The organism is Agrobacterium sp. rho-8.1, assembly GCF_033957725.1.
Lineage (GTDB): Bacteria > Pseudomonadota > Alphaproteobacteria > Rhizobiales > Rhizobiaceae > Agrobacterium.
In genome coordinates this window covers 1,830,673-1,851,538 of sequence record NZ_CP192788.1, presented here as the reverse complement: position 1 = coordinate 1,851,538, position 20,866 = coordinate 1,830,673, and the positions used below count along the sequence as shown (strand labels likewise).

The window sequence follows — 20,866 nt, the reverse complement described above, 5'->3', positions numbered from 1 at the left end:
GAGGCTACGGAGCCAGTGAGCCACGGCGGCGGCCCACAGGAATCAGAGCGTTTCCAACTTTCCGAGGTGCTTGGCGACGAGGTAATAGAAGGTAACCCGTGATTTTGTGCGGTCGCCCTTCATCGCGGTGATGGTGTCGTCAACGGCCTTGTCGGCATCTGCACCCGCTACGCCCAGCTTCTTGCCGCACCAGTTCGTTTTTACACGGGCCAGCTCTTCAGGATCCGATGAGGAAACGAGTGCCGAATCGCGATTGCGCAAAGCAATGCCGAGATGTTTGACGATTTTACCCACCACCTCTTCATCGGCATTGGCGTCGTATATTCTCACATCTGCGAGATAGTCCGTCATGTTCTGTCCTCCCATGAGTTACCCGGTTAAATTAAGGTTCTACTTATAAAGCAGAATGTGGCAAGTCCGCAGTCCCGTCAAGAATTGCGCGCGACCTTTCATCGAAATGTCATCAGGCCCCTTTTCTCCGCCGCACGAAGCGCCTATATGGTCCTTGCCGGATGCAAATCCGGATATGGCGATAAACGGTCGATGAAATAAGCCTATTGGACCCGGGGGCGGTACCCGGCGCCTCCACCAAAAACCGGCGACCCTTTAGGGAGGCCGGCTTTTGATGGGGGTGAAATAGGATCGACAAGGGTGTAAAGATCGAACTTTTGCTCGGCATGATACCGCCGTTATCGGGTCACAAGTGTAGTTGCAAATGACAACAACGCTAAGGAATACGCTCTCGCTGCCTAATGGCGGTGTGGGAATTCCGACTTAAGCCCTTACGGTTAGCCCCGTAAGGCGGGGTTCGGAGGTACCTGGCAACAGAAACCTCCACCTTCTTCATTTCGGCGCAATCGGCTATAAGTTGAAATGACTCGCGGTTGGCAGGGCTTTTCCGTTGCTGCGTTGCAGGACATTGCGTATAATACGATAAAAGACGTATGCATAGGAAAGACAGGACCGTATGGGGCAGGATCATATCCGTTACGACATTCTCGCACAGGATGCCCTTCGCGGCGTTATTCGCAAGGTATTGAGCGAAGTTGCTGCTACGGCAAGGCTGCCCGGCGACCACCATTTTTTCATCACCTTTTTGACCGGCGCTCCTGGCGTGCGCATCTCGCAGCACCTGAAGTCGAAGTATGCCGAGCAGATGACCATCGTCATCCAGCATCAGTTCTGGGACATGAAGGTCACCGACACACAGTTCGAGATTGGTCTGTCATTCTCCGATACGCCTGAAAAGCTTGTCGTACCTTTCAATGCCATCAGAGGCTTCTACGACCCCTCCGTGAATTTCGAACTCGAATTTGATGTTCCCCTGGCGGAAGAAGAGGAAGTCGTCGAGGCGGAAATCACAGCCTATCCGGCACCTGCCGAGAACAAGGCTTCCTCGACCGAAGAGAAACCGGACGAAGAGAAAAAGGCCGGTTCCGTCGTTTCGCTGGATGCATTCCGCAAGAACAAGTGATTGTTTGATCGAATGGGCGCAGACGGGAGATGGTCGTGACAGGCGATGTCGTTAATCTGCGCCAGTTTCGCAAACAGAAGGCGCGCACCGATAAAGAAAAGCAGGCGGAGCAAAACCGCCTGACATTCGGTCGTACCAAGGCGGAAAAAAATCTCACGTCTGCTCTCAATGACAAAGCCAGTCATATGCTCGATCAGGGCAAGCTCGATAAGGGTGATGAAGAAGCGTAAGCGCTTTTCCGCTGAACTTTCACTGCGCTACCGCATCGATCCCTGTTGGTTCAGCTTACTTCCCCAACCACCGCTCCAGCGTCAGCGCATAGGTCACGTGCGGTTTGAGGTGAGGGTGGGTGTCCGGCACACGCGGGTGCAGGAAATCACGTGACGGGTCTCGGATAAGGCCGATGCGTTTCATGACGGCGACGGAACGCTGGTTGTCCTTGACTGCGAAAGACACGATTTCTGGCAACTTCTTCTCATCAAAGCCCATGGCCAGTAGCGATTTCGCCGCTTCTGTCGCGTAACCCTGGCCCCAGTAGCGGGTGGCCAGACGCCAACCTATTTCCATGGTGCCGAGCGGAAATATGTCTTCCAGATTAGCGGGCGCGATGCCGCAGAAACCGATCGGCTCGCCGGTATCACGCAGTTCCATGGCATAGAAGCCGTAACCGGTCGCGCGGATCAAGCCGTTGACCCGGTCAAGCGCAGCGTCCGATTCGTCATGGCTTCGCGCCTGGGGAAAAAACTCCATGACTTTGGGATCGGCGTTGATCTCCCGAAAAAGATCACGATCCGTCTCTCTCCATTCCCGAAGGAGCAGTCTGGAAGTGCCGCGCAAGATCATGAGGTAACGAAATCAGCCTTGCGATAGCCTTGAAGGTAAAGAAGCGCGGTCAGATCGCTGTGGTCGATACGAATTTTCGCTTCGGCCGCAACTGCTGGCTTGGCGTGTAAGGCAACGCCTGATCCAGCCAGATGCAACATACCGAGGTCGTTGGCGCCATCGCCAACAGCCATCGCGTCGTCAGGAGAAACCCTGAGTTTTGTCGCGATGTCGTTGAGCGCATCGACCTTCGCCTGCTTGCCGAGAATGGGTTCGGCGACGGTGCCATCGAGAAGACCATCTTTCTCGCCCAGAATGTTTGCGCGGTTTTCATGAAAGCCGAGCGTTTGGGCGATACGGCTTGTAAAGACGGTGAAACCGCCCGATACCAACGCCGTATAGTGGCCTTTCGCCTTCATGGTGGCGATGAGCTCCATGCCGCCGGGGGTCAGCGTCACACGCTTTTCGATGACATCGTCCACCACCGAAATCGCCAGGCCCTTGAGCAGTGCCACGCGCTCGCGCAGAGCAGGTTCGAAGGCAATCTCGCCGTTCATGGCTCGTGCAGTAATCAGGGAAACCTCGTCTTTCAGGCCTACCTCCGCCGCCAGTTCGTCTATGCATTCCTGCTGGATCATGGTCGAATCCATGTCGGCGATCAGGATTTTCTTACGGCGCTTGTCCTGATCCTGAATGGAGATGTCGATGGGTCTGTCGGCGATAGCCATCCGCAGCACGCGTTCTGCCGCCGCCAAGTCCGTACCGTCGCGCAGCACCAGATCGCAGGCGATCCCATCCGCCAGCCAATAAAGGCCGGAAGCATCGAGTGCCTTTGCGGCGCTTTCTGCAATGACGGAATTGAGAACAGGATTTGACGGATTGGCGATAAGCGTGGCAACGAGAGCCATGATGAGAAACCTTGGTGACGAATTCGATGCGACCCTGATAACCGGCCCAACGGCAAGCGGCAAGTCCGCGCTTGCGCTTCGTGTGGCCCGTGAGAAGAATGGCGTCGTCATCAATGCCGATAGCATGCAGGTCTATGATACCTTGCAGGTGCTCACAGCACGGCCTTGCACGGATGACATGGATGGCATACCGCATCATCTCTATGGGAATATCCCCGCATCCAGACCCTATTCCACCGGTGAATGGTTGCGAGACGTGACTGCGCTGCTGCAAACAATGCGAGACGAGGGGCGTTATCCGGTCATCGTCGGGGGTACTGGGCTGTATTTCAAAGCGCTGACCGGTGGACTATCCGATATGCCGGCCATTCCGACGGAGATCCGAGAGCGATACCGGACGCGTTTGGTCGAAACTGGGTCGGCTGGTCTTTATGACGAGCTATCGGTTCGCGATCCACAGACCGCATCCGCCCTGCAGCCGAGCGACGGGCAGCGTATCGTCCGCGCTTTGGAGGTTCTAGAGGCGACAGGACAGTCCATCCGCATATTTCAACACGCCAGCGGGCCGGTCATTATCGATCAGGCGCGAGCTGAAAAATTCGTTGTGCTGCCGGAGAGGGCCGTTCTGCATGACCGCATCAACCGTCGTTTTGCAGGCATGATGCAAAGCGGTGCCGTGGAGGAAGTCAGAGCGCTTCTGGCGCTCGGGCTTCCACTGGACGCAACGGTGATGAAGGCCATCGGAGTTTCGCAGATTGCGGAGATGCTGGCGGGGCGCATGGGTGAGGCAGAGGTCATCGAGAAAGCCGCGGCTGCCACCCGGCAGTATGCCAAGCGTCAGATGACGTGGTTTCGCAACCAGATGGGAGAGGATTGGAAACGCGTCGTGCCTTAAGGCGCGAAGCGATCTTCAATCCTTTCGATACAAGCTTCCCAGCGGCTTCTTCAAGACACTATCCCGCGTTGGTGCAGAACTCGTCGGCATTTGCGCCTTTGCGGAAAAGGCAGAGCTTCGTGGCAGCATTTCCGGGCGATAGGGTTCGCTTCCGGTGCTTTCGTTGAATTCGCGTTTCCAGCTTTCGAATTCTTCCTCGTCCGCGTCCTGAGCGATCTTCGCGTCGTAGCTTTGGCGGAAACCGGAAATGTCGGGGCCGCTCACCGAACGCATGCGTTTGACGATGGAGCGCAGGTCAACCGTATCGGGCGTGTCTTCCAGTGCGGAATGCGTGACGCCATTGGCTTTCGGAAGGATGTGGACCGGCACGCGGTTGAACTTGATGCGCATCGGTATGTTGATCGCTTCGCCGAACGCGATGGCCTCGCCATTGCCGATGGACGACAGGAAGCTGGTAGTGGAGACCGACGAGTTCGGGATGGCCGAGCGGATAATCTCCTGATCGTTTTCGTTGGAAAGCCGCATGGCGAAAACGGTCGAGCACTGCGAGAGGATCGTCTGGTCCAGTTCGCCGGGGCGCTGGGTGATGATGCCGAGCGAAGCGCCGTATTTACGACCTTCCTTGGCAATGCGGGCGATGGCCTGTCGGGTCGGGAAAAATCCGAGCGCAGGGTCGGCGGGAACATAACGGTGTGCTTCTTCGCAAACGACGAGCGTGTGGATCGAGCCCTGGCTCCATAGTGCCAGTTCGAATGCCATGCGGCATAGAACAGATGCTACGGAATTCACGACTTCGGACGGAATGCCCGACAGTTGAAAGACCGAGATGGGTTTGCCTTCGCCTGGCACGCGGAAAATATACGCGACCGTTTCCATGATCGTGTCGCTGATGGTGCTGTTTGAAAACATGAAGTGGTAGCGCGGGTCATTGATGGCCGACATGATGCGCATTTTCAGATTGCGCAGGGCAGGCTTTTCATCACGCCCTTCCAGCCGCCCGATGCGCTCATCGATGAGGGCGAGAAGATCGGCGATGCGGTAGGGAATCGGCGTATCGGAGGTCAGAGACGACTTTTCCGAGGCGCGGCGCATGATGGCATTTTCCGAGCCGCGAAACGCACGCTTGGCTTCCGGGATGAGGTCGCGCAGGACATCCAGTTCTTCGGCCACGGCCTTGCGTCCGCGGTAAAGCACCTCTGTGAATTCCTCCAGCTTCATCAGCCAGAAGGGCAGGTCGAGCGTATCGGTATCGATAACAACGGACGTCTGAGGAAACGCCGCTGCATATTCGTTGTGCGGATCGAGAATCAGCACCCGCAGTTTCGGGTCTTTCTCGATCGCCTTGTTCAGCAACAGCGACACGGCAGTGGACTTTCCAACGCCGGTCGAGCCAAGCACGGCAAAGTGTTTCGACAGCATTTCCGGAATGCTGATCGTCGCGTCGACGCTGTCGTCCTGCGTCAGACGTCCGACGACGCAAGCGCCGCTTCCGGTATTGTCATAGATCCGCATCAGATCGCTGGCGCGAATGCGGTGGGCGATGGCGCCCAGATAGGGGTAGCGGGAAATACCGGTGGAAAAACGCTCGGTGCCATCGGGTGTAATATAGATTTCGCCCAGAAGCTCGACATCGATCAGAAGCGTGTTGCTGCGGCTTGCCGACCAACCGGCCTCGCTGGTTTTCATGGCGTAGGTGAGGGCGGCGACGCGTGTTTCGCCAAGGTCGATGGAAATCAGCCTACCGACCGACCACAGTTCGGCAATATCCGTCTTGCCAGGTTCTGTCGTGGCGGAAATCGTCGCGCGCGAGCCAGTGCAGGAAATGACGTGGCCCAGCAGGCGATTGCCTGCCGTTAACTCATCGCGGCGCTCATGCGCTCCTGCGGTCGCGGATTTGCGAAGGTCGTCGTTAAACACGTCTTGCCCCTGTCATAGGTCTGTCGGCCTTTTGACGGCCGCGCGCGGGTTGTCCCGTTCATTGCCTCCAGTCTATAAGATGGCATTTAACAACTGGTGTAGCGCTGACGTATTTTTATGTCTTCGCGTGATGTTGGTGCGCAATAAACGGAATGAATGCCGATTTTTTCCGCAATATGCGTTGACGGAGAATGCTTTTCTGGCTAACACTCCGACCCATGAAAAATCTTAACGTACTTATCGTGGTGGGACGGCGCATGGGCAGGATGGTGTAACCATCCGGCGAAAGCACCCATGCGCTGAACGAGGCTCCTCAAAGGAGCCTTTTTTTATGTCTTCACTTGGGCCAGACGGCCCCGCGATATCCAAGACCAAATCGGGATGGAACAGGCAATGACGGATAAGGACACTACCGAGAACAACAACACCATGACGGGCGCAGAGATCATCCTGAAAGCCCTCAAGGATAACGGCGTCGAGCATATTTTCGGTTATCCGGGTGGTTCGGTTCTTCCGATCTATGACGAGATTTTCCAGCAGGACGATATCCAGCACATTCTGGTTCGCCACGAGCAGGGTGCAGGCCACGCCGCCGAAGGCTATGCCCGTTCTACCGGCAAGGTCGGCGTCATGCTGGTCACCTCGGGTCCGGGCGTCACCAATGCCGTTACGCCGTTGCAGGATGCGTTGATGGACAGTGTTCCGCTCGTCTGCATCTCCGGTCAGGTTCCGACCACGCTGATCGGCTCCGACGCGTTCCAGGAATGCGATACCGTCGGTATCACGCGTCCCTGCACCAAGCACAATTGGCTGGTCAAGGACGTCAACGATCTCGCCGCCATCATTCATGAAGCCTTCCGCATTGCCCAGACCGGTCGCCCCGGCCCTGTCGTCGTCGACGTTCCCAAGGATGTTCAGTTCGCGACCGGCACTTACACGTCCCCTTCTGCCGCCATCCAGCAGAAGAGCTACAAGCCGAAGGTTCAGGGCGATATCAACGCCATCCAGGCGGCCGTCGAGCTGATGTCTAAAGCCAGACGCCCGGTTTTCTATACCGGCGGCGGTGTCATCAACTCTGGCCCGGAAGCCACTCGCCTGCTGCGTGAACTGGTTCAACTGACCGGTTTCCCGATCACATCGACGTTGATGGGTCTTGGCTGCTATCCCGCGTCCGGCGAGAAGTGGCTGGGCATGCTGGGCATGCACGGTTCCTACGAGGCCAATATGGTCATGCACGATTGCGACGTCATGGTGTGCATCGGCGCGCGTTTCGATGACCGTATCACCGGCCGTTTGAATGCGTTTTCGCCCAATTCCAAGAAAATCCACATCGATATCGATCCATCCTCGATCAACAAGAACGTTCGCGTCGATGTTCCCATCATTGGTGATGTCGGCAATGTTCTGGAGGACATGGTTCGCCTCTGGCGCGCTTTGCCGAGCAAGCCGGAAAAGGCCCAGACGGAAGAGTGGAACGAGAGCATCACCCGCTGGCGTGCCCGCAAGTCGTTTTCCTACAAGAATTCCAAAGATGTCATCATGCCGCAATATGCGCTTGAGCGTCTGTATGCGGCATCGAAGGGTCGCGACACTTACATCACCACGGAAGTTGGCCAGCATCAGATGTGGGCGGCGCAGTTCTTTGGTTTCGAAGAGCCAAACCACTGGATGACCTCTGGCGGCCTCGGCACCATGGGGTACGGCCTGCCTGCCGCTATCGGCGTTCAGGTCGCGCATCCGGAAGCCCTGGTCATCGATATTGCCGGTGATGCGTCGATCCAGATGTGCATCCAGGAAATGTCCTGTGCGATCCAGCACAACCTTCCGGTCAAGATCTTCATCTTGAACAACCAGTATATGGGCATGGTGCGCCAATGGCAGCAGTTGCTGCATGGCAATCGTCTGTCCAATTCCTATACCGAAGCCATGCCTGATTTCGTCAAGCTGGCCGAGGCCTATGGCGGTGTCGGCATATATTGCGACGATCCCAAGGAATTGGACGACAAGATTGCGGAAATGATTGCAGTCGACAAACCTGTCATCTTCGATTGCCGCGTTGCCAATCTCGCCAACTGCTTCCCGATGATCCCATCGGGCAAGGCGCATAACGAGATGCTGTTGCCGGACGAAGCAACCGACGAAGCCGTTGCAACCGCGATCGACGCCAAGGGCCGTCAGCTCGTCTGATCTGGAGAGGAATACGGATATGAACGCACATCTACAGCCCACCGGTTCGGCCTACTTCATCCAGAAGGAAACGGAAACCGTCGAAAACCACACGCTATCGGTGCTCGTCGCCAATGAGCCGGGCGTTCTCGCCCGCGTCATCGGCCTGTTTTCAGGTCGTGGCTACAACATCGAAAGCCTGACCGTTTCTGAAACGGAGCACGAATCGCACCTGTCGCGCATCACGATTGTGACGCGCGGTACGCCGGGCGTGCTGGAGCAGATCAAGGCGCAACTGGAACGTATCGTGCCGGTTCACCGTGTCGTAGACCTCACGGTTCGCGCCCGCCAGAACGGCCAGGATCGCCCGATCGAGCGTGAAGTCGCCCTCATCAAGGTCGCGGGACGGGGCGAAGACCGCGCCGAAACCCTGCGCTTGGCCGACGCGTTCCACGCCAAGGTGGTGGATGCGACGCTGGAGCATTTCATCTTCGAAATTACCGGCAAGTCGTCCAAGATCGATCAGTTTCTGACGATCATCAAACCGCTGGGCCTCATCGAAGTCTGCCGCACGGGCATTGCTGCGATGAACAGGGGACCGCAGGGGATGTAACTCCGACCGCCTCTTTCATCGAAAAATGCCCGCAGCTTCCCGCTGCGGGCATTTTCATGTCACGAATGGCTTATCCGCAGACCTCTCATGAGGTGCGCAAAATCCATAGAAGGTTTACACATGACGAAGCGGTTACGGGAACTGGATCAAGCACTGTTCTCGCGAAGCTACCTGCTGACCATCGGCTTTATGATGTTTGCCGTTGCTAGTGTTTTTGGTTATGTCGCGTGGAGCGAAGCGCTTCAGCTTGAATGGTGGGGCGTGGTGATGACATGCGCGGTTATCCTTCTCGGCGCATCGCTTTTTGCAGTCGGGATTTTCGGCAGCAACGCCAAAATGGAAGGGTGGGCGGATGTCGCATCTACCCACGAGGCCTCCATCATTCTCATGGTCATCAGCTATCCCGTTTATCTTATTCTTAAGATGTTTTATCGTCCTCGCTGATTTCTTAGGGCGGAGGGACTGCGATATCTGTGTTTGTGACTTTGATTCCGCAAATCGCTGTAAAGTTCTGAAAAGTCAGATCATTTCCATCGGGACTTTCGAATTCGGCGGAGGGAATTCCGGGTCGAGGGCCGTTGAGTAGTCATCGCTGATCTCCAGCTCGGTCGCGCCCCGGTTTTCAGTCACGCGGTCGAGTTTTGAGGATTTCGGGATTGGCATGACGCCTTCGCGCTCCAGAAGAAATGCCAGCGCAATCTGCGCAGGGGTTGCCTGATAGGCTTTCGCGATGCGGATGAGTTCGTGGTTGGAGAGAATGCGGCCTTGCTCGATGGGTGAATAGGCCATGATCGGCACGCCGTGGCTCTGACACCAAGGCAGCAGATCGTATTCCGGCCCGCGACGGCAGAGGTTGTAGAGCACTTGGTTGGCAGCACAGTTGTTGCCGCCCGGCACGGAGAAAAGCTCTTCCATATCGTCGACATCGAAATTGGAAACGCCCCAGTCCCTGATCTTTCCATCCGCCTTCAGCTTTTCGAATGCTTTGACGGTTTCTTCCAAAGGATATGAGCCGCGCCAGTGCAGAAGGTAGAGGTCCAGATGGTCTGTTCCAAGACGCCTCAGGCTGCTGTTGCAAGCCTTGATGGTGCCGTGAGCGCTGGCGTTGGCCGGGTGGACCTTGCTGACGAGGAAGACTTCGTCACGAACAGATGTGACCGCCTTGCCAACGACGTCTTCAGAACGTCCGTCGGCATATGTTTCCGCCGTATCGACCACGGTCATGCCAAGCTCTATGGCTTGACGGATGCTGGCTATTTCCTGTGAGGCATCGCCGGGTCGTTCGCCCATGTTCCAGGTTCCGATCCCCAAGGCGGGAATGCTGAGTCCAGAGGGGAGGGTGACCGTTGGAATGTCATCGTGCATGGAATCGCTCCGGTTTTCGGCTGGCTATGACAGTCTAACTGCGTCGATGCCATGGTCGATCCATCAAAAATTACGGGTCATTCGTTTTGCTTCCATTGTCCAGGCATCGTGTCGGGTCGCGTCGTTCCGACTATGCGGCTGCCCTATCGCAGCTAGCCCATTCTTTGTCTGTTCTTTTTCAGTTGCGCTCGATGCTCGAATCCTGCGATGAGAGCGAATGCAATTTTCACCGCAACAGGATGAAGCCCTGAAGGCTGTTTCGCGCTGGCTGAAGGAAGGCCGCACGCCGGTCTTCCGGCTGTTTGGCTATGCTGGCACGGGGAAGACGACGCTTGCGAAACATTTTGCCGAGAATGTGGATGGCGAAGTGCTGTTTGCCGCGTTCACGGGCAAGGCAGCACAGGTGCTGCGCTCGCGCGGTGCTACCAACGCCCGCACCATCCATTCGCTGATCTACCGTCCGCGCGGCGAAGAGGCGGTGGAGAATGAAGAAACCGGCAAGACATCCATCGCGCCGATGTTTTCCATCAACCGCCAAAGCCCGCTCGCGAAGGCGGCGCTGATCATCATCGATGAGTGCTCCATGGTGGACGAGGCGCTTGGCCGAGATCTGATGAGCTTCAGCACGCCCATCCTCGTGCTGGGCGATCCCGGCCAGTTGCCGCCGGTATCCGGTGGCGGGTTCTTTACGGATCAGGAGCCCGATTTCCTTCTGTCAGAAATTCACCGCCAGGCAAAAGACAATCCCATCATCCAGCTTGCCATGGATGTTCGCGAAGGCAAGGAAATCATGCGTGGCGATTATGGCTCTGCGCAGGTCATTTCCAAGAACGAGGTAACCCAAGGGCTGGTGCTGGATGCGGACCAGGTTCTGGTTGGTACCAACCGCACGCGCCGCCGCTATAACCAGCGCCTGCGTGAGCTGAAGGGTTTTAGTGCCGATTATCCGCAATCCGGAGACAAGCTCGTCTGCCTTCGTAACGATCCAGCCAAAGGTTTGCTCAATGGCTCTCTCTGGCAGGTCATGAGTTCATCGCGCGAGACGGTGAAACCAGGCATCAACCTGATGATCCGGCCCGAAGATGACGATATGGACCGCGGCGCTTCCAAGATAAAGCTGTTGAAGGCTGCGTTCGAGGAGCCGGACGCCGAGATACCTTGGACGACACGCAAGCGATACGACGAGTTCGATTACGGTTATGCGTTGACTGTGCACAAGGCTCAGGGTTCGCAGTGGAACAATGTGGTCTTGTTCGATGAGAGTTTTGCATTCCGCGATTCTCGCGAACGGTGGCTTTACACTGCCATTACGCGCGCAGCCGAGACATTGACGATCGTTCGGTGAATACAGAAGCGCCCGACATTATCTCGCGATGAATGCCGGGCGCTCTGTCTTGGGAGCTATTTATGGACGGTCGAGCTTATGGCTGAGCGTGTTGTCCCGCGTCATTCGTGATCACGCCCAGCATAAATGCCTTGGCAACGGCCTGAAAGCGATTGTTGGCGCTGAGTTTTTCCATGATGCCGGTTTCCAGATTTTGCAATTCAGGAGCCGAAAGACAGAGAGTGCGAGCAAGTCTGACCGGCGCATAACCTTCTGCCATGAGCTCCAGACATTGCTGTTCCAACTCGTTCAGCTGGACATCGTCTTGAACGACCTGGTCTAGGTCGGCATCGGCGGGTGCGACGTCCGTCACCAGAATGTCGCTGATCTGCTGGATCTGTCGACGTACGGTCGAGATTTCAGAGGCCAACTCGGCCTTGCGCGCTGCAAGTACATCCTGAAAAAGTGTGTCGGCTGCTTCCTGAGAAGGAGCATCAGCCAATTTCTGCATGATGTCCTGAATAGACGCTACGGGAATGCCGATCTCGCGGCAGAAGTTGATGACGGCCATACGGTGTACGTCGCGATGCGAGTAAATTCTCATCAGGCCCGCGCGGCGTGAGGAGATGATCGCTTTTTCTTCGTAAAAATGAAGGGTGCGGTGCGTGACGCCAAACATGTTCGCCATGTCTGCAATTGCCACCGGCTCCGGCGGTAGTGGAGATGGCAGTGCCACGTCGGGAAGATAGCCTTTGCAGGCAGCCTGCGGAGCAGCCCATGTCACAGACTTTTTCGGTTCTTCCTTTTCGCGCATTGGTCTTGCTCTCCATCGCGCCTCGTTTCGCGCTCTGCCTGGGATAGACCTTCGCGATGGCAACTCCTCCTTCAGCAGCTCTTCAAGCCCTGATTCTGAAGATGATACGTCGAAGTTGGAATGTGTATTAAGAAGTGTCTCTGAAAAGAAATAATCATTCGCCATAATTAAACCCCGGACCCCAATAGCCCGGCAAACCCTTAGGCGAGTGTTTGGTTCCAGCCATTTTCAAATATTTTTTGCAGATCGCTTGCAGACAGCGTGATAGTACAGGAAACAGAGATATTTCCAGTCAAACACAAGCGGTTATCAGTCATGCCAGCTACACTTTCGGTCAATCTTAACGCCATCGCCATGTTACGCAATCGCCGCGATCTGCCGTGGCCGAATGTTGCTCATTTCGGTCGTATCGCGCTCGCCGCAGGGGCTAGCGGCTTGACGGTTCACCCGCGACCGGACCAGCGACACATTCGTTTTTCTGATCTTCCCATTTTGCGCGCCTTGATCGATGATGAGTTTCCGCACGCCGAATTCAACATTGAGGGTTATCCATCCGAGGATTTCCTGCTTTTGTGCGAGGAAGCTCAACCCGAACAGGTGACGCTGGTGCCGGATGATCCATCGCAGGCGACCTCTGACCACGGTTGGGACTTTCGAAAGCACGCCACGTTTTTGAAGGAGACCGTGGCACGGCTGACGGCAGGCGGCATGCGTGTTTCGCTGTTTGCGGACGGTGATGGGGACAAGGACGCAGTTCAGCTTGCTGCGGATACGCGCGCGGCACGTATAGAGCTTTATACCGGCCCCTATGGCGGTTGTTACGATAGCCCCGAGAAGGCGCAGATATGGCTTGAAAAACTGGGTGCAACTGCCGATCACGCCAAAGCCCTCGGGCTGGAGGTCAATGCCGGTCACGATCTGACCGTTGCCAACATGCCAGCACTGATTGACCGCATTCCCTATCTCAAGGAGGTATCGATCGGTCACGGCCTCACAGCCGATGCGCTGGAATTCGGGATGGCGGAAACGGTACGGCGTTTTTGTGGCGCCTGCGGTCAGCCTAATTCATAACTACCATCCATTTTTACCCTTATGTTGGAGGCCGCGCATGAACTGCGCGGCTAATTGATTCTGAGAAGGGCATTTTTCATGCAGGAGCATCACGTCGTCGTTGTTGGGGGAGGCTTCGGCGGACTGCAAGTCGTTCACGGGCTGAAGGGCGTACCGGTTCGCATCACGCTGATTGATCGCCGCAATCACCATCTGTTCCAGCCGTTGCTTTATCAGGTTGCGACCACGGCGCTGGCCACATCCGAGATCGCCTGGCCGATCCGGCGGCTATTTCGCGACCGGCCGGAAGTGACCACGCTTCTGTCGGAAGTCGGCGGCATCGATCGCCAGAATAGAGCCGTGATTCTGAAATCCGGCGAAACCATTTCCTTCGACACGCTGGTGCTTGCCACTGGCGCACGCCATGCCTATTTCGGCAATGACGCGTGGGAAAAGCATGCGCCGGGTTTGAAGACGCTGGAGGATGCCACGACCATCCGCCGCCGCCTTCTGTTGGCTTTCGAGCGTGCCGAACTCGCAACAACGGAAGAGGAAAAGCAGGCGCACCTGACATTTGTTGTCATTGGTGCCGGTCCGACGGGCGTCGAAATGGCGGGTATGATTGCGGAACTGGCGCACAAAGTCCTACCGCCGGAGTTTCGCAACGTCGATACGCGAAAGACGCGGGTTCTGCTGGTCGAGGCGGGGCCGCGGGTACTGCCCGCTTTCACGGAAGACCTTTCCGCCTACAGCAAGCACGCCTTGGAAAAGCTTGGCGTCGAAGTTCTGCTCGGCACTCCGGTTTCAGCCTGCACGGAAGAGGGGGTTAGGATCGGCGACCACTTTACGCCTGCCCGCACCATGATCTGGGCCGCCGGTGTTCAGGCGTCGCCCGCTGCGAAGTGGCTGGAGACGACAGCTGACAGGGCAGGGCGAGCGGAAGTCAGCCCGCAACTCAACATTCCCAGCGACCCCAATATTTTTGTGATCGGCGATACGGCATCCGTTACCCAAGACAACGGAAAACCTGTGCCGGGTGTTGCACCTGCTGCCAAACAGCAAGGTGCTTATGTGGCCGAGGTTATTGCCGCACGTCTTGCTGGAAAGACTGACCACCCCCCATTCCACTACCGTCACCAGGGCAATCTCGCGACGATCGGCAAGAGTGCGGCGGTCGCGGATTTTGGCAGGATCAAGCTGACAGGTGGTCTGGCGTGGTGGATATGGGGCCTCGCCCATATCTATTTTCTCATCGGCACCCGCTCACGACTTGCCGTGGCGTGGAGCTGGCTCTGGATTTATCTGAGCGGCCAACATAGTGCGCGGTTGATTACACAGAAAGAGACGCTGAAGGACGAGGGATGAGGCCGGGTCGCCGCGTGCCGTAACCATAGCAGACGGCCAAGCCGTACGGTCAAACGGGTTGCCCGTTTCAACCAAGCCGATGGGTGCGGCATCCCTGCGCCAGACCCAAAGGCGATTGGCCTGAGCGTACCTTGGGGTGCGCCCTACGCCAATCGCTGTGCCCCGCCGGAAACCTGCTCCGGTGGAGCGTTTTCATTTGACGAGAAAACGCTCCGAGGCTGTGGGGGGCTACCTCTGCAAGCCCTTGCAATTCTCTCAAGCAGAGAGAAGCGCGGCCTTGTGTGCCTTGAAGAATGCCTCAGATGTCTGAGGCTTCTCGCCCGTCAGTGTCTCGTAATCGCTGGTGACAAGATCGAAGTTGCCAGCCGCGATGTTGGCATCGGCTGATGCGAGCATTTCGGCAACGAAGCCGGGAAGGCCAGCGCCCTCGATGCCCTTTTGCAGATCGCCGGGTGATACCTTGACGACTGCCAATGGCTTGTCAGCTGCCTGCGATATGATGGCGCCGATTTCGTCGGCATTGAGCGATTGCGGGCCGGTTACGGTATAAGTCTTGTTTTCGGCCTTACCCTTGGCGAGAGCTGCGGCTGCTGCACGGGCGCACTCGTCGCGTGAGAGGTTGGAAACCTTTCCGTCACCCATAGCCGTAAACCACTGGCCGCTTGCCAGGTTGTGCGGCATGGCGTGCAGGTAGTTGTCGTTATACCAGGCGTTACGGATGATGGTATAAGGCAGGCCGCTGGCTTTGATGGCTTCCTCGGTGCCGAGATGGTCGGGTGCGAATGTGACCAGGGATTTGTCCGGGTTCGGCATGGAGGTGTAGGCGAGGTGCTTGACGCCTGCCTTGGCAGCTGCGGCAACGGCTGCCTTGTGCTGTGTCAGACGCTGGCCGGCAACGGCAAGTGCGTCCGTAGAAATGAGAAGCGCGGTGTCGATGCCAGCGAAGGCCTTGTCGAGCGACTGGGCGTCATCGAAATCAGCGGTGCGGGTCTCTACACCCTTGGCGGCAATTGCCGAAAGCTTGGCCGTGTTGCGGCTTGCGGCGACGATGTCGGATGCAGGAACCCCGTAGGTTTCCAAGAGGTGCCGAATAACAGCCTGTCCCAGTTGGCCGGAGGCGCCGGTTACGAGAATCTTGCTCATCGATATTTCCTTTTCTTTATGGTCTCAAAAAGAGAGTAGGGATAGAATAAGAATTGACGAGCTGCTGTAAAGAAGGCATTTTTACTGCTGTACGTTACCAAAAGGGAACCACCATGAGTGCCACGATTTCCAGACTGAAGCCGACAGCATCTGCGCCACTGCCCGACTTCCGCAATCTCGATTTCGGCAATTGCCCGGTGCGCGACCTTCTCAACCAGATCAGTGGCAAGTGGTCCACGCTGCTGCTGCAGGCCTTGGCCGAGAGGCCTTACCGCTTCGGCGAGTTGCGCCGCATGGTGCCAGATATTTCGCAACGCATGTTGACGCAGACATTGCGCGATCTCCAGCGCGACGGTTACATTCACCGAGAGGTTTTCGCCACCAAACCGCCGAGTGTGGAATATAGCATGACGCCGCTGGGACGCTCACTTTATAGTCCACTGTCAGACGTCATCAAATGGGCGCTGGAAAACCATGAGGCGGTCAAGGCTGCGCGCCAGCATTTCGAGACGGAAGCCTGAGGACCTCTGACTTCGCGCTATTTTCGCCGACACTCATATTGCGGCGCGTCAATTCTTTCGTGTTCCTCGAGAAAACTCTTGACCCTTTTCTCTGTCCCCCTTAAACAAAGCTCGAACCGTACCGTACGGTACATATTTGACAGATGGAGTGGACAAGGTGGGGACCGATCCGATCACAGCGCAGGAATTTTCGCCGCGCCAGAACGCCGTTCTGGAACAGGCTTTGCGTCTTCTGGTCGAGGGCGGGGAAAAAGCACTGACCACCTCCGGTCTGGCGCGTGCCGCCAATTGTTCGAAAGAGAGCCTCTACAAGTGGTTTGGCGATCGGGATGGTCTGCTGGCCGCGATGATAACATTTCAGCAGAGCAAGGTTCGCACGTTTGAAAAGGCGGGTGACCGCGTTTCCGCTGCGCAGCTGACCGACCATCTCGAAGTCTTTGCGCATGATCTTCTCGATGTTCTGGCGGGCGATGTTTCGCTGGCGTTGAACCGCCTTGCCATCGGTCAGGCCAGCCGCGATGGATCGAAGCTCGGTAACCTCCTTCTGGAGCGTGGTCGCCGCCAGATCGACAAGCGGTCGCGCGGGTTGATCGAAGCCGGTCGCCGCTCCGGTTATCTGCGCTTCGATGATCTCGAAGACGCCTATCGCAGTTTTTATGGCCTGATCGTGTCCGATCTGCATGTGCGCATGCTGCTCGGTGAAGCGCAGCAGGCAAAGGATTTTTCGGCCCGGGCACGCAAGGCCGTTTCGGCCTTTCTGACGCTCTACGGCACGGAAAAAATACATTCGGAAATGGGCGGAAAGGTCGCCTGAATTCCGGTCTAAACACCGTTAAATATCCAAGGAAGGACTACCGAAATGCGCGTCTATTACGATCGTGATGCCGATCTCAATCTCATCAAGGCGAAGAATGTCGCCATCGTCGGTTATGGTTCACAGGGCCGGGCACATGCGCTTAACCTGAAAGACAGCGGTCAGACGAATATCGTCATCGCGTTGAAGGCCGGTTCCGGCACCATCAAGAAGGCCGAGGCCGATGGCTTCAAGGTCATGACCGTCGCAGAAGCCTCAAAGTGGGCAGACCTTTTGATGATGGCAACGCCTGACGAACTGCAGGCTGACATCTACAAGGCAGACATTGCCGACAACATCCGCGATGGTGCTGCGATTGCGTTCGCACACGGCCTCAACGTCCACTTCGGCCTCATCGAGCCGAAGTCGTCGCTCGACGTCGTCATGATCGCTCCGAAGGGCCCAGGCCACACGGTTCGCGGCGAATACCAGAAGGGCGGCGGCGTTCCTTGCCTCGTTGCCGTTCACCAGAACGCTTCCGGCAACGCGCTTGAAGTGGCTCTGTCCTACGCGTGTGGCGTTGGTGGCGGTCGCTCCGGCATCATCGAAACCAATTTCCGCGAAGAGTGCGAAACCGATCTGTTCGGCGAACAGGTCGTTCTGTGTGGTGGCCTTGTCGAACTGATCCGCGCCGGTTTTGAAACGCTGACGGAAGCCGGTTATGCACCAGAAATGGCCTATTTCGAGTGCCTGCACGAAGTCAAGTTGATCGTTGACCTGATCTATGAAGGCGGCATCGCCAACATGAACTACTCGATCTCCAACACAGCCGAGTGGGGTGAATACGTCACGGGTCCTCGCATCATCACTGCCGAAACAAAGGCTGAAATGAAGCGCGTTCTGACCGACATCCAGACCGGCAAGTTCACCTCCGACTGGATGCAGGAATACCGCGCCGGTGGCTCGCGCTTCAAGGGCATACGCCGTATGAACGACACTCACCAGATCGAAGAAGTCGGCGCCAAGCTGCGTGGCATGATGCCTTGGATCGGCAAGAACAAGCTGGTCGACAAGGCTGTCAACTAAGTCTTCTGGTCTCACTTCGATTTGGGCTGTGAGTAAGCCCATCCGATAGTGGATGCGAAAGAATATCAAATGCCCGCAAAGCTTCGCTTTAGCGGGCATTTTTTTGTTCGTTATCCTGAAAGCCGATGTGACGGATGTTTCCAAGCAGAATGCATGACGTGTGGGGCAGGCCGTTTGTGGCATTTGGATCAACAGCGCCAGCTGATTTTCCATTTGGCCCGGCAACGGCGTGGAGAAGTTTAAAGCAAGCAACAAGTGGCACAACCAAACGCAACTAAGAGTAAGGTAACTGCTCTTTATGCGTGACTTATTCCGCAAATACAACTATAGAGTGTTTACTAAAATTAGGGTGAGTGGGAGTTGCGTCATGGCGAATGATTTGGAACGAGGCAAGCGCATTCGCGAAGCCATCACCCGAAGCCACATTCGCAAGGTGCACGCCGTCGCTGCCGAACTTGATGTATCCGTTGCTGCGGTCTCCCGCTGGCAGAACGGTGGTCACACCTCGCTGGAAAGTGCCTGTTCTCTCGCCATGCTGCTCGATGTTTCCCTTGATTGGCTGCTGCTGGGGCGTGGCACGATGGACTGGCACAGGAACAATTCGATCTCGGCACTCGAGATGCGATGGATCCTGTTGCTTCGCAGCAGATCCGCTACGGTTCAGGCGCGACTTCTGGCCTTGCTTGAAGCCATCCCCGCGGAGCGGATGTAACGCTCAGGTTAAACTTAGGGACATTATCACGCTCAGATAAACAACTTAAGATTGTTTATCTGCAATGGTTTGTACATATTCGCCTCAGGGTTGTTTATGTGAGTGGGTAAAGCGTTCTTCACAACCGGCACCCCTGTTTCACTCCAAACTTTTGAGGATAGTTGTCCATGTCTACTCTACTGACCATCAACGTGAAGAACTACGAGCCACAGACACAGAATTTCTACTTCTTCCAGCAGCCCGCCATCTACACTGGCGGTGGAGCCGTATATTCCAACAGCCTGTTTTCTCAGTCGCTGGGAAATTACGACCAAACCGGTGCAATCTTGACGTTTGAAGTGAATATGCAGTTCTACGCTGGTATTCAGCAGGCAAACACCCCGCCTCAGGTGGGCGCTTCCTCGGGCTTTGCATCCGCAAGCCGCCCTATCGATCTGGCGCCTGCCGCCGGCGCTTCCGGTTCGCCAAACGATCTTACAACGGCGACGGTTGCGCCTGTGGGTCTTTCGTTGCCGACGAACGGTCCCGGTATTCAGCCCGGCGCGTTTCGTGTCGCAACGCCGAGCTTCACCTCTCCGCCGTACTTCAATGTCGGCTCAGCCGTTGCCGTCAATGGTGGAATCATTCTGTCGAACTTCGTGCAGGCTGACCCAATGGGCTACGCCGATTGCCAGCCGATCCTCAAATATTACGTCCAGACAGGTTCCTACACGCCGGGCAGCGTGATGAACTTCACGCAATCCAGCATCAACGCCGCTATTGCCGATTTCACGGGCGGCTACACGACATGCAACGTAAGCCTTCTGGCAAATGGTAACTGGAGCGCTCAGCTTCAGTAGGCGTTGTGCGCCAACGGTTGACGAGCGGCTACCCCCCAGTGCGTCAACCGTATGTGCCACACAGTCTGTCCGCAGCATGATGGCGGCGGGCAGACTTCGTCCCCAACCGGATCGTGGACCGCTATGACAAGTTTGCACTACAAGATTATCGTCAGAAACCACTCACCGCGTCTGCAGCATTTTCACGTTTTCCAGAAGAGGGCGGAATTCCAGTCCTCCTCAACGATCGCTTCGATTTCATCGAGCAGCATCGGCTGCCGGGCTGTCGGCGAGTTTTCGAGCACTGGTTCCGAGATCAGCTTTGAACTCGGCAGGCAAGTCTACGTCGGCGCCGTCAGCACCGCTCCCGGAACGACGGTGCCACAACCCGCGATCTTTGCCGTGGAAAACGAGGCCCGATGGCCGATCAACACGGTGCGTGCGATACGGCGGGTCGAACTCACGTCGGTCACGGCAACAAACGCGCTGAACTGCTCGGTTCTCAGTCTCAATCCACTTGGACTGTCCCAACCGATCAATAGGCCAGACATTCCGGCAGGAGCGTTCGGCATCAATCTGCCGCCTTACGATCCGTCTCCTTTTCCGGAGCTTTGCTGGGGTGTGGCGGCCTTGAGTGCGGAAGGATGCATCATGCTTTCCAGCTACATTACGCCTCCACCCAACAGCATGGTCACGTGTTCACCGCAACAGGTCTTCTTCGTCAAGACGGGCTTTGTGCCTGACGGAGACGCCATTTCCTATGATGAAACTCATGCCGCACGCTGCGATTTTACCACTGGACTGAGAAGGATCGTGGTCAACTACAACGCAGACGGAACCTTCTCCACACGGGGCGGGTCTTGAGCAAAGGCGCTGATTTCGGCTTTTCATCCACGGGTTCTCTGAGCCCCCCGATTCGCATGACGCCATGATGGACGTCTGACGAAGCTACCCCTCGATTTTCCAACCCTCAAGCTGGCGGGCAACCGCTCGCACCACCTGGATCCGTCGGCAAATGCCGCCGGTCAGCGCTCTTCGCATGGTGTGAGGAGCGTTCGTCTCTCGATGGAAAAAGGACAC

General features: G+C 56.6%; 22 protein-coding genes and 1 other RNA gene. 16 read left to right on the top strand and 7 right to left on the bottom strand.

Translation table 11 applies throughout. From position 1 onward, the window contains the following. Nucleotides 1-42 precede the first annotated feature (42 nt). The gene (locus tag RMR21_RS09340; protein WP_498667699.1) at nucleotides 43-351 is read right to left on the bottom strand and encodes a DUF2853 family protein; all 309 of its coding nucleotides are present in this window, start codon (nucleotides 349-351) and stop codon (nucleotides 43-45) included. Between the two features lie 117 nt (nucleotides 352-468). Here RMR21_RS09340 and ssrA point away from each other — a divergent pair. The 3 genes from ssrA to RMR21_RS09325 all read left to right on the top strand — a co-directional run bounded on the left by ssrA (nucleotide 469) and on the right by RMR21_RS09325 (nucleotide 1,704). Beyond that, nucleotides 469-839, top strand: a transfer-messenger RNA (tmRNA) gene (gene ssrA / locus RMR21_RS09335). Between the two features lie 128 nt (nucleotides 840-967). Next, nucleotides 968-1,474, top strand: a complete 507-nt coding sequence (locus RMR21_RS09330; protein ID WP_498667698.1) for an SspB family protein — start codon at nucleotides 968-970, stop codon at nucleotides 1,472-1,474. A 35-nt stretch (nucleotides 1,475-1,509) separates the two neighbouring features. Continuing rightward, nucleotides 1,510-1,704, top strand: a complete 195-nt coding sequence (locus RMR21_RS09325) for a DUF4169 family protein (protein ID WP_498667697.1) — start codon at nucleotides 1,510-1,512, stop codon at nucleotides 1,702-1,704. Nucleotides 1,705-1,759: 55 nt separating this feature from the next. Here the strand turns inward: RMR21_RS09325 and RMR21_RS09320 are convergent, their stop codons facing one another. Beyond that, nucleotides 1,760-2,317 carry a GNAT family N-acetyltransferase gene (locus RMR21_RS09320; RefSeq protein ID WP_498667695.1) on the bottom strand — a complete coding sequence of 186 codons (558 nt, stop codon included), beginning with the start codon at nucleotides 2,315-2,317 and terminating at the stop codon, nucleotides 1,760-1,762. Beyond that, the gene (gene serB / locus RMR21_RS09315) at nucleotides 2,314-3,204 is read right to left on the bottom strand and encodes a phosphoserine phosphatase SerB (RefSeq protein WP_498667694.1); all 891 of its coding nucleotides are present in this window, start codon (nucleotides 3,202-3,204) and stop codon (nucleotides 2,314-2,316) included. Before serB ends, RMR21_RS09320 begins: the two co-directional genes overlap by 4 nt. Here serB and miaA point away from each other — a divergent pair. Continuing rightward, nucleotides 3,203-4,099, top strand: a complete 897-nt coding sequence (gene miaA / locus RMR21_RS09310; RefSeq protein WP_498667693.1) for a tRNA (adenosine(37)-N6)-dimethylallyltransferase MiaA — start codon at nucleotides 3,203-3,205, stop codon at nucleotides 4,097-4,099. The two genes, serB and miaA, sit on opposite strands and share 2 nt — an antisense overlap. Before the next feature lie 15 nt (nucleotides 4,100-4,114). Here miaA and RMR21_RS09305 read toward each other — a convergent pair whose 3' ends face one another. Next, the gene (locus tag RMR21_RS09305; protein ID WP_498667691.1) at nucleotides 4,115-6,016 is read right to left on the bottom strand and encodes an ATP-binding protein; all 1,902 of its coding nucleotides are present in this window, start codon (nucleotides 6,014-6,016) and stop codon (nucleotides 4,115-4,117) included. 429 nt (nucleotides 6,017-6,445) lie between these two features. Here RMR21_RS09305 and RMR21_RS09300 point away from each other — a divergent pair, with 429 nt between their 5' ends. From RMR21_RS09300 to RMR21_RS09290, 3 genes are all read left to right on the top strand, one after another. Next, nucleotides 6,446-8,203, top strand: a complete 1,758-nt coding sequence (locus RMR21_RS09300; protein WP_498670123.1) for an acetolactate synthase 3 large subunit — start codon at nucleotides 6,446-6,448, stop codon at nucleotides 8,201-8,203. A gap of 19 nt (nucleotides 8,204-8,222) precedes the next feature. After that, nucleotides 8,223-8,795, top strand: coding sequence for an acetolactate synthase small subunit (ilvN, locus tag RMR21_RS09295; protein ID WP_045228882.1), 573 nt, complete (start codon nucleotides 8,223-8,225; stop codon nucleotides 8,793-8,795). A 120-nt stretch (nucleotides 8,796-8,915) separates the two neighbouring features. Next, nucleotides 8,916-9,239 (top strand): hypothetical protein, encoded by a 324-nt coding sequence (locus RMR21_RS09290; RefSeq protein WP_498667690.1) that lies wholly within the window; start codon nucleotides 8,916-8,918, stop codon nucleotides 9,237-9,239. A gap of 75 nt (nucleotides 9,240-9,314) precedes the next feature. Here RMR21_RS09290 and RMR21_RS09285 read toward each other — a convergent pair whose 3' ends face one another. After that, a complete protein-coding gene (locus RMR21_RS09285; protein ID WP_498667689.1) occupies nucleotides 9,315-10,160 on the bottom strand; it encodes an aldo/keto reductase in 846 nt (281 codons plus the stop codon). 217 nt (nucleotides 10,161-10,377) lie between these two features. On the opposite strand from RMR21_RS09285, the gene RMR21_RS09280 reads away from it, so the two are divergent. Further along, on the top strand, nucleotides 10,378-11,505 hold the full coding sequence (locus RMR21_RS09280) for an ATP-dependent DNA helicase (RefSeq protein ID WP_183895554.1): 1,128 nt from the start codon (nucleotides 10,378-10,380) through the stop codon (nucleotides 11,503-11,505). Between the two features lie 76 nt (nucleotides 11,506-11,581). Here the strand turns inward: RMR21_RS09280 and RMR21_RS09275 are convergent, their stop codons facing one another. After that, complete coding sequence (locus RMR21_RS09275) at nucleotides 11,582-12,298, bottom strand: MerR family transcriptional regulator (RefSeq protein ID WP_498667687.1); 717 nt, start codon at nucleotides 12,296-12,298, stop codon at nucleotides 11,582-11,584. Nucleotides 12,299-12,613: 315 nt separating this feature from the next. Here RMR21_RS09275 and RMR21_RS09270 point away from each other — a divergent pair, with 315 nt between their 5' ends. Together RMR21_RS09270 and RMR21_RS09265 are read left to right on the top strand one after the other, a co-directional pair. Next, nucleotides 12,614-13,369, top strand: coding sequence for a pyridoxine 5'-phosphate synthase (locus RMR21_RS09270; RefSeq protein ID WP_498667685.1), 756 nt, complete (start codon nucleotides 12,614-12,616; stop codon nucleotides 13,367-13,369). A 78-nt stretch (nucleotides 13,370-13,447) separates the two neighbouring features. Further along, on the top strand, nucleotides 13,448-14,713 hold the full coding sequence (locus RMR21_RS09265) for an NAD(P)/FAD-dependent oxidoreductase (RefSeq protein ID WP_498667684.1): 1,266 nt from the start codon (nucleotides 13,448-13,450) through the stop codon (nucleotides 14,711-14,713). A 255-nt stretch (nucleotides 14,714-14,968) separates the two neighbouring features. On the opposite strand, the gene RMR21_RS09260 is transcribed toward RMR21_RS09265, so the two are convergent. Then, nucleotides 14,969-15,856 carry an SDR family oxidoreductase gene (locus tag RMR21_RS09260; RefSeq protein WP_498667683.1) on the bottom strand — a complete coding sequence of 296 codons (888 nt, stop codon included), beginning with the start codon at nucleotides 15,854-15,856 and terminating at the stop codon, nucleotides 14,969-14,971. Between the two features lie 113 nt (nucleotides 15,857-15,969). Between RMR21_RS09260 and RMR21_RS09255 the strand changes: the two genes are divergently transcribed. The 6 genes from RMR21_RS09255 to RMR21_RS09230 all read left to right on the top strand — a co-directional run bounded on the left by RMR21_RS09255 (nucleotide 15,970) and on the right by RMR21_RS09230 (nucleotide 20,650). After that, nucleotides 15,970-16,377: a winged helix-turn-helix transcriptional regulator gene (locus RMR21_RS09255; RefSeq protein WP_498667682.1), complete on the top strand. Its 408-nt coding sequence runs from the start codon at nucleotides 15,970-15,972 to the stop codon at nucleotides 16,375-16,377. Nucleotides 16,378-16,534: 157 nt separating this feature from the next. Continuing rightward, nucleotides 16,535-17,191: a TetR/AcrR family transcriptional regulator gene (locus RMR21_RS09250; RefSeq protein WP_498667681.1), complete on the top strand. Its 657-nt coding sequence runs from the start codon at nucleotides 16,535-16,537 to the stop codon at nucleotides 17,189-17,191. Between the two features lie 45 nt (nucleotides 17,192-17,236). Then, nucleotides 17,237-18,256: a ketol-acid reductoisomerase gene (gene ilvC / locus RMR21_RS09245; RefSeq protein ID WP_498667680.1), complete on the top strand. Its 1,020-nt coding sequence runs from the start codon at nucleotides 17,237-17,239 to the stop codon at nucleotides 18,254-18,256. 367 nt (nucleotides 18,257-18,623) lie between these two features. Next, nucleotides 18,624-18,968 carry a helix-turn-helix domain-containing protein gene (locus RMR21_RS09240; RefSeq protein WP_498667679.1) on the top strand — a complete coding sequence of 115 codons (345 nt, stop codon included), beginning with the start codon at nucleotides 18,624-18,626 and terminating at the stop codon, nucleotides 18,966-18,968. A gap of 167 nt (nucleotides 18,969-19,135) precedes the next feature. Beyond that, nucleotides 19,136-19,807: a hypothetical protein gene (locus RMR21_RS09235; protein ID WP_498667678.1), complete on the top strand. Its 672-nt coding sequence runs from the start codon at nucleotides 19,136-19,138 to the stop codon at nucleotides 19,805-19,807. A gap of 123 nt (nucleotides 19,808-19,930) precedes the next feature. Further along, the gene (locus RMR21_RS09230) at nucleotides 19,931-20,650 is read left to right on the top strand and encodes a hypothetical protein (RefSeq protein WP_498667677.1); all 720 of its coding nucleotides are present in this window, start codon (nucleotides 19,931-19,933) and stop codon (nucleotides 20,648-20,650) included. Nucleotides 20,651-20,866 lie beyond the last annotated feature (216 nt).

Coding starts and splice junctions, on each gene's coding strand:
- RMR21_RS09340 (WP_498667699.1), bottom strand. CDS start 351: ATGACGGACTATCTCGCAGATGTGAGAATATACGACGCCAATGCCGAT.
- RMR21_RS09330 (WP_498667698.1), top strand. CDS start 968: ATGGGGCAGGATCATATCCGTTACGACATTCTCGCACAGGATGCCCTT.
- RMR21_RS09320 (WP_498667695.1), bottom strand. CDS start 2,317: ATGATCTTGCGCGGCACTTCCAGACTGCTCCTTCGGGAATGGAGAGAG.
- miaA (WP_498667693.1), top strand. CDS start 3,203: ATGATGAGAAACCTTGGTGACGAATTCGATGCGACCCTGATAACCGGC.
- serB (WP_498667694.1), bottom strand. CDS start 3,204: ATGGCTCTCGTTGCCACGCTTATCGCCAATCCGTCAAATCCTGTTCTC.
- RMR21_RS09300 (WP_498670123.1), top strand. CDS start 6,446: ATGACGGGCGCAGAGATCATCCTGAAAGCCCTCAAGGATAACGGCGTC.
- ilvN (WP_045228882.1), top strand. CDS start 8,223: ATGAACGCACATCTACAGCCCACCGGTTCGGCCTACTTCATCCAGAAG.
- RMR21_RS09290 (WP_498667690.1), top strand. CDS start 8,916: ATGACGAAGCGGTTACGGGAACTGGATCAAGCACTGTTCTCGCGAAGC.
- RMR21_RS09285 (WP_498667689.1), bottom strand. CDS start 10,160: ATGCACGATGACATTCCAACGGTCACCCTCCCCTCTGGACTCAGCATT.
- RMR21_RS09280 (WP_183895554.1), top strand. CDS start 10,378: ATGCAATTTTCACCGCAACAGGATGAAGCCCTGAAGGCTGTTTCGCGC.
- RMR21_RS09275 (WP_498667687.1), bottom strand. CDS start 12,298: ATGCGCGAAAAGGAAGAACCGAAAAAGTCTGTGACATGGGCTGCTCCG.
- RMR21_RS09270 (WP_498667685.1), top strand. CDS start 12,614: ATGCCAGCTACACTTTCGGTCAATCTTAACGCCATCGCCATGTTACGC.
- RMR21_RS09265 (WP_498667684.1), top strand. CDS start 13,448: ATGCAGGAGCATCACGTCGTCGTTGTTGGGGGAGGCTTCGGCGGACTG.
- RMR21_RS09260 (WP_498667683.1), bottom strand. CDS start 15,856: ATGAGCAAGATTCTCGTAACCGGCGCCTCCGGCCAACTGGGACAGGCT.
- RMR21_RS09255 (WP_498667682.1), top strand. CDS start 15,970: ATGAGTGCCACGATTTCCAGACTGAAGCCGACAGCATCTGCGCCACTG.
- ilvC (WP_498667680.1), top strand. CDS start 17,237: ATGCGCGTCTATTACGATCGTGATGCCGATCTCAATCTCATCAAGGCG.
- RMR21_RS09240 (WP_498667679.1), top strand. CDS start 18,624: ATGGCGAATGATTTGGAACGAGGCAAGCGCATTCGCGAAGCCATCACC.
- RMR21_RS09235 (WP_498667678.1), top strand. CDS start 19,136: ATGTCTACTCTACTGACCATCAACGTGAAGAACTACGAGCCACAGACA.
- RMR21_RS09230 (WP_498667677.1), top strand. CDS start 19,931: ATGACAAGTTTGCACTACAAGATTATCGTCAGAAACCACTCACCGCGT.